The organism is Undibacterium sp. Dicai25W, assembly GCF_049340505.1.
Classification (GTDB): domain Bacteria; phylum Pseudomonadota; class Gammaproteobacteria; order Burkholderiales; family Burkholderiaceae_D; genus Undibacterium; species Undibacterium jejuense.
Genome location: NZ_JBMPOQ010000005.1, coordinates 100147 through 115231, shown reverse-complemented (window position 1 = coordinate 115231; position 15085 = coordinate 100147). Strand labels below are relative to the sequence as shown.

At 47.8% G+C, this 15085-nt stretch carries 14 protein-coding genes; 11 read left to right on the top strand and 3 right to left on the bottom strand.

Going from position 1 to position 15085, the window contains the following annotated elements; all coding sequences use genetic code 11:
• Window positions 1-4: 4 nt before the first annotated feature.
• Window positions 5-877: a phosphate/phosphite/phosphonate ABC transporter substrate-binding protein gene (locus tag ACO0KY_RS07995; protein ID WP_186911504.1), complete on the bottom strand. Its 873-nt coding sequence runs from the start codon at window positions 875-877 to the stop codon at window positions 5-7.
• 280 nt (window positions 878-1157) lie between these two features.
• On the opposite strand from ACO0KY_RS07995, the gene glp reads away from it, so the two are divergent.
• The 8 genes from glp (at window position 1158) to clpB (ending at window position 11759) form a co-directional block, all read left to right on the top strand.
• Window positions 1158-2363, top strand: a complete 1206-nt coding sequence (gene glp / locus ACO0KY_RS07990; protein WP_423045165.1) for a gephyrin-like molybdotransferase Glp — start codon at window positions 1158-1160, stop codon at window positions 2361-2363.
• 47 nt (window positions 2364-2410) lie between these two features.
• Window positions 2411-2668, top strand: coding sequence for a molybdopterin converting factor subunit 1 (gene moaD / locus ACO0KY_RS07985; protein ID WP_422996016.1), 258 nt, complete (start codon window positions 2411-2413; stop codon window positions 2666-2668).
• Window positions 2669-2670: 2 nt separating this feature from the next.
• A complete protein-coding gene (moaE, locus tag ACO0KY_RS07980; protein ID WP_423045164.1) occupies window positions 2671-3126 on the top strand; it encodes a molybdopterin synthase catalytic subunit MoaE in 456 nt (151 codons plus the stop codon).
• A gap of 267 nt (window positions 3127-3393) precedes the next feature.
• Window positions 3394-3777: a BlaI/MecI/CopY family transcriptional regulator gene (locus ACO0KY_RS07975; protein WP_423045163.1), complete on the top strand. Its 384-nt coding sequence runs from the start codon at window positions 3394-3396 to the stop codon at window positions 3775-3777.
• Window positions 3774-5627, top strand: a complete 1854-nt coding sequence (locus ACO0KY_RS07970) for a M56 family metallopeptidase (protein ID WP_423045162.1) — start codon at window positions 3774-3776, stop codon at window positions 5625-5627. Before ACO0KY_RS07975 ends, ACO0KY_RS07970 begins: the two co-directional genes overlap by 4 nt.
• Before the next feature lie 150 nt (window positions 5628-5777).
• Window positions 5778-7961, top strand: a complete 2184-nt coding sequence (locus tag ACO0KY_RS07965) for a TonB-dependent receptor plug domain-containing protein (protein ID WP_423045161.1) — start codon at window positions 5778-5780, stop codon at window positions 7959-7961.
• Window positions 7962-8041: 80 nt separating this feature from the next.
• Window positions 8042-9010: a prolyl aminopeptidase gene (gene pip, locus ACO0KY_RS07960; RefSeq protein ID WP_423045160.1), complete on the top strand. Its 969-nt coding sequence runs from the start codon at window positions 8042-8044 to the stop codon at window positions 9008-9010.
• A 157-nt stretch (window positions 9011-9167) separates the two neighbouring features.
• Window positions 9168-11759, top strand: coding sequence for an ATP-dependent chaperone ClpB (clpB, locus tag ACO0KY_RS07955; RefSeq protein WP_423045159.1), 2592 nt, complete (start codon window positions 9168-9170; stop codon window positions 11757-11759).
• 186 nt (window positions 11760-11945) lie between these two features.
• On the opposite strand, the gene ACO0KY_RS07950 is transcribed toward clpB, so the two are convergent.
• Window positions 11946-12734 (bottom strand): AraC family transcriptional regulator, encoded by a 789-nt coding sequence (locus tag ACO0KY_RS07950; protein ID WP_423045158.1) that lies wholly within the window; start codon window positions 12732-12734, stop codon window positions 11946-11948.
• A gap of 133 nt (window positions 12735-12867) precedes the next feature.
• On the opposite strand from ACO0KY_RS07950, the gene rraA reads away from it, so the two are divergent.
• Window positions 12868-13362, top strand: coding sequence for a ribonuclease E activity regulator RraA (rraA, locus tag ACO0KY_RS07945; RefSeq protein WP_186911514.1), 495 nt, complete (start codon window positions 12868-12870; stop codon window positions 13360-13362).
• Between the two features lie 3 nt (window positions 13363-13365).
• Here rraA and ACO0KY_RS07940 read toward each other — a convergent pair whose 3' ends face one another.
• Window positions 13366-14109 (bottom strand): helix-turn-helix domain-containing protein, encoded by a 744-nt coding sequence (locus ACO0KY_RS07940; RefSeq protein WP_186911515.1) that lies wholly within the window; start codon window positions 14107-14109, stop codon window positions 13366-13368.
• Window positions 14110-14228: 119 nt separating this feature from the next.
• Between ACO0KY_RS07940 and ACO0KY_RS07935 the strand changes: the two genes are divergently transcribed.
• Both ACO0KY_RS07935 and ACO0KY_RS07930 read left to right on the top strand, forming a co-directional pair.
• Window positions 14229-14504 (top strand): hypothetical protein, encoded by a 276-nt coding sequence (locus tag ACO0KY_RS07935; protein WP_423045157.1) that lies wholly within the window; start codon window positions 14229-14231, stop codon window positions 14502-14504.
• Window positions 14498-14980: a hypothetical protein gene (locus ACO0KY_RS07930; protein ID WP_423045156.1), complete on the top strand. Its 483-nt coding sequence runs from the start codon at window positions 14498-14500 to the stop codon at window positions 14978-14980. Before ACO0KY_RS07935 ends, ACO0KY_RS07930 begins: the two co-directional genes overlap by 7 nt.
• Window positions 14981-15085: the final 105 nt, after the last annotated feature.

Here is a 15085-nt window from a genome sequence, read left to right as displayed (position 1 = left end):
TGCATTAGCGTAAGCTGGGGGGGAGATTTTGATAGAATTTTCTGTAATTAGCATACTCGCTACCATCAGACGGGATAAAGAAGCTGCTTTCCGATAAACCGATTTTTGCCGATGCCTGTTTCAAAATAACTTTTCCGTTTGGATCGTCTTTCATGCCAAAAAAAGCCGCTGCGACAGCTTTGAGGTCAGCAGGGGTAACTTTATTTGATGCCATTAAAGCCAGGTCGTAGTAGGGTTCCGATTTCCATAAGATCCGGAATTTTTTATCTTCACGGACACTGTAGCTATCGATTAATTGTGAATTGCCTCCAACTGCTTGCACCTGTCCGGAAAACAGTTGTGCCAGCGCGCCATTCTGGTTGCCGCCAAAAAATACGTTTACATTGATTTTTTGCTCCATGAGATGCGCCATGGGGACTTTATAAGCAATCAGAGCTTCAGGGCCAGGGAAAGCGATGTCTTTTCCACTGAGTTGTGAGATGTCGGTGATAGCAGAGGTTTGGGGGACGACTATTTCTCCTGAAATAGGCGGAATATTGCGACGCCCAAAAGTTTGCCAGCCAAGTTTTTCGCGTTCTGGTGCAAACAAATGATTGGTGAATGCAAAATCGACTTCTTTTGCAAGTACATAGCTCGTTGTGTCGGCGGAAGTACGACCGATTTTTAAGATCAGTTTGACGCCGCTTTTTTCCGATACGTAACTAATAATCGGATTCCAATAGGCGGCAGTTAAGTTGATATCGTACTGATTGACGGGAGAAAAGCGATATTCCGAGGCCGCAATAGCATTGTTGCTAATGAGCGTGCTGAGAGAAATGCAGAAAGCTAAGCCCAAACTGTTGTTATATAGAAATGATGGTCTTGTTTTTGCGAACATTGAGGCCTCACTTTATGGATTAGTTTTGTTTCATTATAGTGAGTTTGACAGTTAATCGATGCTTTGCAATAAAATTTGCTTTATTTCACTAAATGTTGTTTCTCTTAGTTTCTCTTAAATAGGAAATTTTGGTGATGTCGTTTGTGCGTCAACTTGATCTCACGACATATTTACAGGGACACAAACTGTGGATCGCAGGAGGAACGGCTACAATGAAGGCTATTGATGCAATTAATGCCGCTACTGCTTTTAACGATTTTTCTATTGGACGTTTTTTACAATGACAGAAAAAAAACCACTTTTGAGTGTTGATCAGGCACTTGAATATCTATTGCAAGCCGTGCGTCCGCTGACAGAATTTGAAGCGCTTCCTACAATAGGCGCACTTGGTCGGATTTTGGCGCAAGCACAAGTCTCTTTGCTGGATGTGCCACCGATGGATAATACCCAAATGGATGGTTATGCCGTTCGTGCTGCAGATTGCGTCCATGGCCCCGCCAGACTGCAAGTGACTCAGCGGATTCCTGCTGGCCAAATTGGTTACCCTCTGCTTGCGGGAACTGCTGCACGTATTTTTACTGGTGCCATGATTCCTCCTGGCGCCGACGCTGTTGTGATGCAAGAGCAATGTGTGGCAGACGATGACGAGGTCATCATTAAACATGTGCCGAAAGCTGGGGAGTGGGTACGTCGTCGCGGTGAAGACATACAGGTTGGTGCGACGATACTTGCGGCTGGTACTAAATTAGGTGCTGCAGAACTAGGTCTGGCAGCCTCGGTAGGATTAGCTAGCTTGCCAGTCGTACGTAAGCCGAAAGTCGCCGTTTTTTTCACTGGTGATGAGTTAGCTATGCCGGGTGAAGAATTAAAGCCAGGTGCCATCTACAACTCGAATCGGTTTACGTTGACCGGTTTATTGCAAAGCATGGGCTGCGAAATAACGGACTTTGGTATTGTGCCAGATACCTTGGAGGCCACGCGCGACACCTTACGTAAAGCAGCGCGAGGGCATGATCTGATTGTGACTTCCGGTGGGGTATCTGTTGGTGAAGAAGATCACATTCGTCCTGCTGTTGAAGCAGAAGGGCGTTTAAACATGTGGCAGATTGCTGTAAAACCCGGCAAGCCACTGGCATTTGGTGAAGTCGGGCAGGCATTTTTTATGGGCTTGCCAGGCAATCCCGTGTCGAGTTTTGTCACGTTTTTATTGTTTGTCCGGCCATTTATTTTGCGTATGCAAGGCGTTGTTGATGTTGCTCCGAAAGCTTATTCTGTGCGGGCTGACTTTGATTGGCTCAAAGCTGATCGTCGTCAGGAATACTTGCGGGCGCGTATGAATGCAAATGGTGGGCTCGATTTGTTCTCAAATCAAAGTTCAGGTGTGCTGAGTTCAGCAGTCTGGGGTGATGGTCTGGTCGAAGTGAGGGCTGGACAGGTGGTCCATGCGGGTGAAATGGTACGTTTTATACCGTTCTCTTCTTTTTAAGATCGCCTGTTTTTCAGGTTCAACGAATTCGTTCTTTTTTTGGTTCTATGAAAATTCAATTACGCTTTTTTGCCAGTGTTCGCGAAAAACTTGGCGTGTCCGAGCAAACAGTCGAGGTGCCGGAAGAAATTAAAACTGTCGGCGATGTGCGCGCGTGGCTCGCCTTGCGGGGGGCAGATTGGGCAGAGACTTTGTCCGACGAGCAGCCTTTGCGTACGGCGTATGATCACGTCATGTGCGAAGCAGACACGCTCATTGAGGATGGAAAAGAAGTTGCGTTTTTCCCACCAGTGACGGGAGGTTGATCATGGTTGTGCGCGTCCAGACGAAAGATTTTGATCTGAGCACCGAGGTCAGACAGCTACGTGAAAATAATTCACAAATAGGTGCGGTGGTGAGTTTTCTTGGTTTGGTGCGCGATCTGAATGATGGGCAAAACGTCAGCGCGATGGAGCTGGAACACTACCCAGTCATGACGGAAAAAGCGTTGCAAGATATCGCCGCGCAAGCTGCCGCTCGCTGGTCAGTGATCGATAGTCTGATTATTCATCGGGTTGGTCCCTTGTTACCCCTTGATCAGATTGTGTTGGTAGCAGTTGCATCACAACACCGCAGCGATGCGTTCGCTGCCTGCGAATTCATCATGGATTATCTCAAGACCCAGGCGCCGTTTTGGAAGAAAGAGCAAACATCAACGGGCGCACGCTGGGTTGATGCACGCGAAAGCGATGAGTTGGCGCGTAAGAAATGGCAGTTGGATTAGTTGCTTGTGATAGTTGCTTGTATAAGTTGCTTGTAATTCGTATCTGGTCGGCGTTCGCCGACCTGCTAGCCTCCTTATTCTCTCATTGTCCTGCAAGTTGTTGAGTTTTCTGTCAGTTCGTCTATAGATCACCATTAAGATAGTCAATATGTAGAAAAATAGTTCTAGACAAAAGTTTCTAGAACATTTATTCTGGATGTGCTGATGGGTTCACCCATCTATTATCTATTTGCGATCTTCGTTTTCCCAGAGAATTAAGGAAAATCCATGACCCAGAAGTCAAATACACCCAAACCCACTGCGGCAGAAATTAATCTGCTCAAGGTCCTATGGCAAATCGGACCGGCGACCGCCAAGCAAGTCCATGCCGCTGCGTACGCGGAACGTCCTGAGTTGGCGTATGCGACCGTACTGCGCCATTTGCAATTGATGCATAGCAAAGGCATTTTGAAACGCGATGAAAGTCAGCGTTCTCACATTTATGCGCCGGTGCAAGAGCAGGATGATATGCAAACCAATTTGCTTAAAGACCTGATACAAAAAGTATTTGCGGGTTCCGGCAAGGCATTGGTGATGGCAGCGCTACGCAGTCATGTGAGTCAGGAAGAACGGGCTGAAATCGAACAATTTTTGGGCGAGGATAAACTGTGAATACCAATTTTTCAGTTGCAGAAATCATAGGTTGGCCTTTACTGCATTTTGTCTGGCAGGGGATAGTGATCGGCTGTATCGCTGCGCTGGTGTGTGCATTGTTGCGTAATCGACGCCCAGAAACACGTTATCTGGTTCTTTGTGTGGCCTTATTGATTTGCGTCGGTTGGCCAGCTTTTGGCATCTATCAGCAAGTGATTACTCCGCAGGCGATGGGGCTGGAAGCCGCGCTGGACTTGATTCAACAATCTGGTGGCCGGTTTGATGTGGAATTTGTTAAAGATAACCGTGTCCTTAACACATTGCAAAATCAATTACCTTTGATTGTCACCATCTGGTTGTTGGGCGTTAGCCTGATGGTTGCTCGCTTAGTGGTTGGTTTATTGTGGGTCAGGCAGTTAGGGCGAAACCTGTTACCTCAAGAGCAGCAACAATTGCAGGTGCACTGGCAGGGGCGCACCCGATTGATGGCGCAGGCATTTGGTTTGCAGCGTCAGGTCGCTTTCAAAATTGATACTCGCTTACAAACACCTGTGACCAGTGGATGTTGGCAGCCAGTAATTGTTATGCCAGCATCTTTGTTGTCTGGTATGTCGCCGGATTTAATTGAAGCCTTGTTGGCGCATGAGTTGGCGCATATCAAACGCTGGGATTATCTCGTCAATATGGGGCAGCACCTCGCTCTGGCGTTCTTGTTTTACCATCCGGCAGTATGGTGGATTTCACGTCGTATGGATATTGAACGTGAACAAATCGCTGATGATGTGGCGGCAGCGGTCTTAGGTAAGCCAAGAGCGTTGGCATTGGCATTGCAAAAGCTCGATGGATGGCAATCGGCACCAAGGATGGCGCTGGCAGCCAACGGTGGGCATTTGTTAGCACGTATTAAACGTTTGATGAAACCTGATCAGCAGGCGTGGCGTTGGACGATGGCGTCGCCAGTATTGGGCGTGATTTTGAGTTGCGTTGTTGTAAGTGCAGTTGCGAGCTATGAGCATCATGTGAACGAAGATCAGACTCAGGCATTGCAAGGAACATTGCAAGCACTCAAAAGTGACCCGATTGCCGCACCGGTCAAATTATTGGTCAAACTCAATTCTGCGCATGCGATAGTCGTTGACGATGCCAGTGGTGAGATTCTGTTGCAAAAAGAGGCAGATAGCACCGTACCAATGGCATCCTTAAGCAAATTGCTGGCCGCGATGGTAGTTCTGGATGCGCATCAGAACATGCAAGAAATGCTTACTGTGACCAAAGAGGATGTCCTGGCACTGAAAGGCGCTTCTTCGCATCTGAAACCCGGTAACCGTCTGACGCGTCAACAGATGCTGGAAATGACTTTAATCCCTTCGGATAACCGTGCTGCACAAGTGCTGGCGCGTACTTATCCTGGTGGTGAAACTGCATTCCTGGCAGCAGCACAAACGAAAATTGACAAGCTGGGTTTGACCCATATGCATATGGAAGAACCCACAGGCTACAGCAAGAATAACGTAGCAAGTGCTGTAGATTTGGCGCACCTGACACAGAGCGCGATGACCTATCCTGAATTACGCAGTATAGCGAGCGCCGCGGCTACTTCTAAGACGAAGTTGATGGTGTCGTATGGTGTTAAATCGGAAGAGAGCAGTCATCAAAATACGAATGTTTTGGTTGGTCAAAAAGGCTGGGATATTCAATTGTCAAAAACCGGTTTCACACGGGTAGCGGGTCGTTGCATTCTGATGCATCTGAATGTAGCCGGAAGAGCCATTACGATGGTGTTGTTAGGTGCTGAAGACCTCGATCAACGAACCGACGATATTCTGCATATCCGTGAGGCAATCGAGCAGCAGTCCACCTCTTCCTGATGGCGCTACTGCTTATCTGATTTTTTGTGGCAGCAGTTGCATATTTTACCGGAAACTGCTGCCAAATCCTCCTGACCATTGATTGAATTACGCCGTGAAGCAATGCTAATTGCAACGCGAATTGCGTAATGGACTCGTGTTGCCTTTTTTATGAAAAAAAATTTTAGTCATTATCCTTTAAAGCAGCTTGTTGCAGCTTCGTGCTTCATAGTCTTTCCAATCGTCGCCGTTGCAGAAGCAGATCAAATCCAAAGTGTGGAGTTGAATGAAATCAATGCCACTAACAAGGTACGGCAAGGTGAGCCAACCATAGTCAGTGTATTTGGAAAAGAGGAATTAGCACGCTATGGTGACACAGTCTTAAGCGAGGTCTTGAAACGTTTGCCCGGAGTGACAATCAGCGAAAGTAAAAATAAGGGCACAGTTATTTCTCTGCGTGGGCTTGGCGTTGGATATACACAAATTTTACTGAATAGTGAAACCATGCCAGATGGTTTTGCGATTGATACGATTGCTCCCGAGAACATCGAACGCATCGAAATCATGCGGGTCGCAGGTGCAGATAGCAGTGCGCAAGGGATAGCGGGTAGCATCAATGTCATCTTGAAGAAAAAGACCAGTCAGGATCAGACTGAAGTGAAATGGCGACTTAATCAGCAGCTGGGTTATGTTGACCCGGGATTGACTTTTAGTAGCTCGGGCAAGTCCGGTGATCTGGCATATAACCTCAGCACTGTGCTTGATCGTAGCCGTACTGATAATAACGACAGAATCGATGAATATTTGTTGCAAAAAACAGCAGCAGATTCAAGGCAGGTTGAAACGTTGCTTTCGGCGCGACAATTGCAGCAAGCAGCACAAGTGCATCGCGACAGCCTCAGCATCACGCCGCATATCAATTGGCAAATAAATCCGGATCAGACCCTGAGTTGGCAGGGATTTATTAATCAGGTTTATGTACATCAAACCAAGCAGGAAAGTGAAACAACACTTGCTGGTGCTACGACGAATTTTCCGAGCAATACCAGTGTCTGGAATGGGCACTTAAGTACCACCCGTAATACGTTTAGTTGGGAATGTAGCCTTGAGAATGACGCTAAATTAAGTCTGACAACCGGATGGAATTATTTTAGACGTGCCTCATTTTTCCAATTCTGGGGGAGTGACGGCGGTGGTCAATTGTTGCAGCATAGAGATGTTAGCGCAGATGCCAATGAAAATGTATTTAAATTGAATGGCAAATATCTGGTGCCAGCGATAAAAGATCATGTGTTGTCCATGGGGTGGGAAACTAGCTATGGAAAAAGGCAAGAACAACGTACAGAACACGATCAGGATGCTGGCGGAAATCAGGTTCTTTACACCAATCAGCAATACGGTGCGTCGATGACAAAGTTGGCTTTGTTCGCACAGGACGAATGGCATTTATCTGAAAACTGGCTGAGTTATCTTGGTCTGCGCTGGGAACATGTCAGAGTGCAAAGTGATGCCGCAGGCGATTTTGCACTGGCGCATACCGATAGCTTGTTGAGCCCGATTGTGCAAACTGTCTGGAAGCTTGATGAGCAACGACAATGGCGTTTCGCACTCAATCGCACACTCAAAGCACCAACTTTGGTGAATTTGATTCCACGCATTATTCGCATCGACAATGACAATGGGCCGCTGAACCCTGATCAGCAAGGTAATCCGGTTTTACGTGCCGAAAAATCGTGGGGGCTGGATGTCGCTTACGAGCAGTTTAATGCAGAAGGCAGTATGTTGAGTGCCAGTGCCTATATGCGCAAGATTTCGGATGTCACGATCGACTCCTTATCGCAGCAAGCCAACGGATGGTTAGTCATGCCAGTCAATAACGGTAATGCAGTTGTAATGGGGATAGAGCTGGAAACCAAATTTGCGCTGACGGCAATTGATGTGAGTTTGCCTAAAATTAATCTGCATGCGAACCTTAATCGCAATTGGTCGCGTGTGATGAATGTTTCCGGTTCGGATAATGTGATGCCAGATCAGGTGAAGTTCAGCGCAAACTTAGGCATGGATTATCAGCTACAAGCCGGATGGACCTTAGGTGGTAATTATGCCTTCCAAACTCAAGGGACGGAAAGGGCCTCGGCGTATTTATATTCAAGCCAAAATCCGGAGCGTAAATTGGATATGTATTCCGTCTGGAAAGTCAATCCGCAAACACAGATCAGGCTGTCAGTTAGCAATCTTTTGCATCAGGATAGCCGGCAACGTGCTGATTATGAAGACACGCAAATCCGTGCTGGGCAACAGATCGTCAAAGCCAGTAATGCGGTCTGGCATTTGTTATGGGAGCAGCGTTTTTAGAGGTTGAATTGAGCAGATGTGTGCGATGTCGTTCCAGCTCTGCGTATAATGAGGGATTACTTTCAAGATCAGGAGACACGATGTCTGATACCCTCAGCTACCCATTATTCCCGGAAATTGAACCGTATCGCACTGGTATGCTACCGGTCGATGATCTGCATACCTTGTACTGGGAAGAAAGTGGCAACCCTAAAGGTCAGCCTGTCTTATTTTTGCACGGTGGCCCGGGCGCTGGAACATCGCCGGGGCATCGACGCTTTTTTGATCCTGCACACTATCGTATTGTAATGTTTGACCAGCGCGGTGCGGGTAAATCAACGCCGCTCGGTGAATATCGCCAAAACACGACACAATTACTGATCGCAGATATCGAAAAAATCCGAGCGATGCTGGGGGTTGAGCAATGGCTGGTATTTGGCGGTTCCTGGGGTTCTACGCTGGCGCTGGCTTATGGTGAAACGCATCCAGAGGTGTGTCTGGGTTTTATTCTGCGTGGAATCTTTTTGTGCACCAAAACTGAGGTTGAGTGGTTTGTGAATGGCATGAAATATTTCTATCCAGAGGTTCATCAACGTTTTGCAGAAGGCGTGCCAGAGCAAGAGCGCGGTGACCTCCTGCAAGCGTACGTCAAGCGCTTATTTTGTGATGATCCAGCGATTTATATGGAAGCGGCACGCAACTGGAGTCGCTACGAAGGTTCATGCTTATTCCTGAAACCGCAAGCGGCAGCGATTGCCAATTTTGAATCGGATGAAGTCAGTCTGGGTATCGGTCGCCTGGAAGCGCACTACATGCTTAATGCCGCGTTTATGGAAGACGACGCCTTGATTAGCAATGTCGCAAAAATTGCGCATTTGCCAGCAGTGATCGTGCAAGGTCGTTATGACGTGATTTGCCCGCCGGTGTCCGCTTATCGTCTGCATCAGGCCTGGCCGACGGCGGCATTTCATTTGATCGGTGATGCTGGTCATGCGGCAATGGAGCCGGGGATTGCGAATGCCTTGGTTCGCGCAACTGAGGAATTTAAGAAGCAAGCTAGTTTTTCATAATTAATTTTCATATTTGCAACATGTGTTGCCCGACGTCATGCAAACGTCGGGCAAGCTTGCGCTATCACAAACAGTTTTGTCTCGTCTGCTCCACACTGCTTGAAAACAGCCCCACAGCCCCAAATTGTGTTGGTAACTAATCATTCAGGAGCAAAAAATGCGTCTCGATAAACTGACTACCAAATTGCAAGAAGCGTTAGCCGATGCTCAAAGCCTGGCAGTTGGCAACGATAATCAATACATAGAACCAGTACACCTGCTGTTAGCCCTGATCAATCAGGATGATGGCGGTAGCCGCTCGCTGTTGCAGCGGGCAGGCGTGAATGTGAATGCACTGTTAAATGCCTTAAAAGGCGGTTTGGATCGCTTGCCTAAGGTGTCTGGCACCGATGGACAGGTACAAATTGGTCGTGAACTGACTGGTTTGCTTAACCTGGCGGACAAAGAATCGCAAAAACGTGGCGATGAGTTTTTGGCTAGTGAAATGGTTTTACTTGCTTTGACAGAAGATAAATCCGAAGCCGGTAAATTGTCCCGTGAAAACGGCCTGACTCGTAAATCCTTAGAGGCTGCCATTGCCGCAGTACGTGGCGGTGGCAACGTTAATTCGCAAGATGCGGAAGGTCAACGTGAAGCGCTCAAAAAATACACTCTGGATCTGACCGAACGTGCGCGCTTAGGTAAGCTTGACCCAGTTATTGGTCGTGATGATGAAATTCGCCGTGCAATTCAGGTTTTGCAACGTCGTAGCAAAAACAATCCGGTATTAATTGGTGAACCAGGCGTCGGTAAAACAGCGATTGTCGAAGGCTTGGCGCAGCGTATCGTCAATGGCGAGGTACCTGATAGCCTGAAATCCAAACGCGTATTATCGCTCGACATGGCGGCGCTGTTGGCGGGGGCCAAATACCGCGGTGAATTTGAAGAGCGCCTCAAGGCTGTACTCAAAGAAATCGCCTTGGATGAAGGTCAGACCATCGTCTTTATCGACGAGCTGCACACCATGGTCGGTGCGGGTAAAGCTGAAGGTGCAATGGATGCTGGCAATATGCTTAAGCCAGCTTTGGCACGTGGTGAATTGCATTGTGTTGGCGCAACAACGCTCGATGAATACCGTAAATACATAGAAAAAGATGCAGCTTTGGAACGTCGCTTCCAGAAAATCATCGTTGATGAGCCTAGCGTAGAGGCCACGATTGCTATCCTGCGCGGCTTGCAAGAGAAGTACGAAGTCCATCATGGCGTCGATATTACCGATCCGGCTATTGTTGCAGCGGCCGAGCTGTCACATCGTTACATTACTGATCGTTTTTTACCAGACAAAGCGATTGATTTGATTGATGAAGCTGCTGCCAAAATTAAGATCGAGATTGATTCCAAGCCTGAAGTCATGGATAAGCTTGATCGCCGCCTGATACAGCTGAAGATCGAACGTGAAGCGGTAAAGCGCGAAAAAGACGAGGCTTCGCACAAACGTCTCGGTTTGATCGAAGAAGAAATTGAAAAACTATCGCGCGAATACGCTGACTTGGAAGAAATCTGGAAATCAGAAAAAGCCATCGTTCAAGGTAGTACGCATATCAAGGAAGAGATAGAAAAAATCCGCCTGCAAATGGAAGATGCAAAGCGCAAGGGCGACTGGCAAACCATGTCGCAGCTGCAGTATGGCCGTTTGCCAGAATTGGAAGCGCAACTCAAGCAAGCTGACACACAGGCCGAAAAAAATGAGGCAGGTAGCGGTAAGTTGCGCCTATTACGTACTCAGGTTGGCGCTGAAGAAATTGCCCAAATCGTCTCTCGCGCCACCGGCATACCTGTGTCACGCATGATGCAAGGCGAGCGCGAAAAGCTGTTGCATATGGAAGATGCTTTGCACGAGCGTGTGGTGGGTCAGGAAGAGGCGATTGTTGCAGTCTCGGACGCTATTCGCCGTTCTCGTGCGGGTCTGGGTGATCCGGGGCGTCCGTATGGTTCGTTCTTGTTCCTTGGTCCTACAGGCGTTGGTAAAACCGAATTGTGTAAAGCTTTGGCTGGATTCATGTTTGATACTGAAGAATCTTTGATTCGTATCGATATGAGCGAATTCATGGAAAAACACAGCGTCGCCCGTCTGATCGGCGCGCCACCTGGTTATGTTGGCTATGAAGAAGGTGGCTATCTGACCGAAGCCGTGCGTCGTAAGCCATACAGCGTAATTTTGCTCGATGAAGTTGAAAAAGCACACCACGACGTATTCAATGTTTTGTTGCAAGTCCTAGACGATGGACGCATGACTGATGGACAAGGACGTACCGTGGACTTTAAAAACACGGTCATTGTCATGACCTCGAATCTGGGATCACATCAAATTCAGGCAATGGAAGGCAGCGATCCTGCGGTAATTAAGATGGCGGTAATGGGGGAAGTGAAAGCGCATTTCAGGCCAGAATTTATCAACCGGATTGACGAGATTGTCGTGTTCCATGCTCTCGATGCCAAAAACATTGGTGCCATCGCCAAGATCCAGCTCAAAACACTGGAAAGTCGTTTGCAGCAAATGGATATGGGCTTGCAGGTCAGTGATGCAGCTTTGTTGAAGATTGCCGAAGCAGGATTCGACCCCGTCTACGGAGCGCGTCCTTTGAAACGCGCAATCCAGCAAGAGATAGAGAATCCTTTATCGAAGCAAATCTTGCAAGGCAAGTTCGGGCCAAAAGACGTGATTGCAATCAATGCGCATGAAGGCGAGCTGGTGTTTAGCAAAGCCTGATGCTTGGTTGGAATGGTGCTGAGCTGATCGAGCTTAAGCTTATGTCCTACCCTTCTCCCGCATGCGGGAGAAGGGTAGGATCGAGGGTAATTGAACAAGGTAAATATAGCGTGCTTGCAGGATTTCTGCGAAATTAGGTCTGCTTTTGATGAGCGGGTTGCAACCGCCATCAATGTCAACCCTCCTTTACTCGGCCTGTCGAAAAAATATCGTCGGTGACACTCCAAAGGTCTTTTTAAACATCGCAGAAAATGCCGATTGGCTAGAATAACCGAGCTCGGCGGCAACTTGCGATAAGGGCGTGCCATTTGCGATTAATGCATAAGCACGGGCGAGACGCATTTGCTGACGCCAGTCGCCAAAACTCATATGCAACTCTTGCTCAAATAATCTGGTGAGTGTTCGGGTAGAAGCTCCGGCTTTTTTTGCCAGAATTTCCAACGTGTCATTACTGGCGGGATGGGCAAGTAATATTTCACAGAGATGCTTCAAGCGCTTGTCTTTTGGCATTGGCAGATGAATTGGCAAAGGTTTAGCGGAGATTAACTCATCAAGAATGACCTGAGTTAAATGCTGTTCCCGCCGGGTATCAGGTTCGATAAATTCCAGGCTGAAAATCAATTCCCGCAGCAAGTTCGATACTTCTAATACCAGACAATGTTCTTTGTTGAGTGGCGAGTGTTCCGCGTGGATATGAATCGCCCGCAGATTAGATTCGGTTAATAGCCGGACTTCATGCACCATATCTGGCGGTATCCAGATCGCTCGCATGGGTGGTACAAACCATGCAGTTCCATCGGCGATGACTTGTAACATGCCTTGCGGGGTGTAAGTGATTTGACCGCAGGGGTGGCTATGTGGTGCAAGGTCTTGCGAAATTTTTAAATTACGTGCGACGAGGCGTACCGGCCTTTCTGGCGTCGGTAAATTTGGTGCGGTGACAGGAAGATTATGGGTCAGTATCGGAGTTGCCATATTGGGAATTATGCCATCATCTCAAAACTGCGCGATTTTTTTTGTAGTTGTAAACTTGCTTTTGTTCGTTGGCACTCTACAAACTCTACAACAAGCACGCTAGAATAAGCTCACCAATTGAAAGGATGAAATGATGAGCTTTGCAACCTGTGATCTATGTGATGCCAATGAAGGTAAATTAGCGATTGGTGCGCTGTCAGTATTGCCACCAATTTTTCATGCATATGGTGCTGTAAGTCACTTTTCCGGCCCTGCTAGCACGCTCAAATTATTTGAAGATAATGGTATGGTGCGCACTGTGTTAGAGACCCCGGGGCAGGGGCGCGTTCTGGTCGTCGATGGTGGCGGCAGTTTGCGCTGCGCCTTATTGGGCGGCAATCTTGGGGTGTTGGCACAAAACAATGGATGGGCTGGTGTGATAGTCCATGGCTGTATTCGTGATGTGGCAGAAATCAACGCGTGTCAGATAGGCGTGCGTGCCCTGGGCGTGATGCCAGTACGTAGCGTTAAGCGTGGTGGCGGCGAACACGATGTACGCGTTTCAATTGCTGGCGTTGCCATTCACCCAGGCGATTGGATATATGCTGATCAGGATGGCATACTGATTTCTCAGCAAGCTTTGCAATAATACTTAGCGACGACGTAGTGCAGTAAATTCTTCTGGCTCCCATTCCCGCATCGCTAATAGCAGCGCAGTACCGCGCCGCTTCCTGATGGGGGCGGCTAAACTTTCTGTGTGCAATTCGGCAAATTTGCTCTTGAGCAGACGCAGTTCTGCGTCTAGCTTGCTTAATGCTGCGTCGGTCAGCATGCCGTGGATAAAATTCAGAGATTGATCGTCCTGATGAAATTTGGCTGCCAGAAAATCTGGCATGCCTTTGTGACGAAAATAGTGCTGTATCGGCCCCTCCGGTAGCCAGTCAAAATCCCTTGCCAGATTGAGACGTATGCGATTGCCGGGCAATAAACTTAGTAAGCCTAATTTATCCAGCTTCAGTAAATGCCGCACACATTCAGTCTCTGAAATGCGGTAAGCGCTAATAATGTCTGCATGTGTCCAATGATTAATGGCACACACCGCAACCAACAATAACGTCGTGTCCGCGACCAATTCTCTTTCTTGTGCTAACGCCAGTGTATGCAGGCGTTGGCCTTGGGCATCTGCCTCCTGCATGAGTTCCGCCAGGCTTAATCCTAGCATCTGACTGATTTGCGATAGTCTTTCTATGCTGATGGACGCGGCATTTTCCGCTTGCAGCAGTCGCTTGACACTCGCTTCAGACAAATCGAGTGCCACCGCGACATCGCGGTATGTTTTGCTCTGGAGTTTAAGCTGGTGCTTGATGGTTTTAAGAATTTGGCTAATTTCACTCATAGTCTGGTAGTAAAACGTAATACTTGTATGTCGTTGAGTTGCTACTTTTTTTGAGATGGTTTCATATTTCTATGCTTTTTGGCAAGCTGTGTGTATCAATTTTGAGATTGGATATAAAAATGCACAAACGTTTCGCCCACTTGCCCGCCTTATTGAGTTTGTTGATCGTGATTGGAATGGTATTGCATGGCCCCATCCCTCAACTTGCGCATTACCATGATTTTGCTGATCAATCAAAGTGGATGGGGATGCCACATGCTGCTGATGTATTGAGTAATGTCGGTTTTGTATTGGTTGCTGTAGTTGGGTTTTATTATATGGTGCGAAGCAGTCAACTCATGATTAAAGCCATCAGCTTTCCTGCGTATTGCGTGTTCATTAGAGCTTGTTGCTGACTCCGGTGGGTTCCTGCTTTTATCACCTGGCTCCTGATGATGCGCGTTTGTTTTGGGATCGCTTGCCTATTGCCTTGGCATGCGCAAGTCTTATGTGTGCAGTGCACGCCGAGAATGTTCCTGGTATGGCTAAACTGCGTTCATGCGTAGAGCTATGCCTGGCTTTGGCTTTTGCTGTGTTTTCTGTGTTCTGGTGGAAATGGACATCGGATTTACGTCCTTATTTGTTGTTGCAAGGATTGAGTCTGATCTTGATACCAGTGTGGCAAATGACTTGGCGCGCTCCGAAAGCCGATCGTATCGCTTTTAGTTTGGCGATGATATTGTACGTTTTAGCAAAAATTGCTGAGTTATCAGACGGCGCGATATTGAACTTGACTCACATCGTGAGCGGACACAGTATTAAGCATCTGCTGGCAGCCGCTGCTGCTACGGTGATTGTGTTGCGTCTGTTGCAGAGAGATAGAAAGCTTTGAAATTGGGTAGTGCGTAAGGCGGCTGAAACTCAGGCTGCAATGATGTAAAAGCATGTGTTGCGGGTGCACCTGCCCTGCAGGTTGCAGTATTTCTGAATGCTGGAT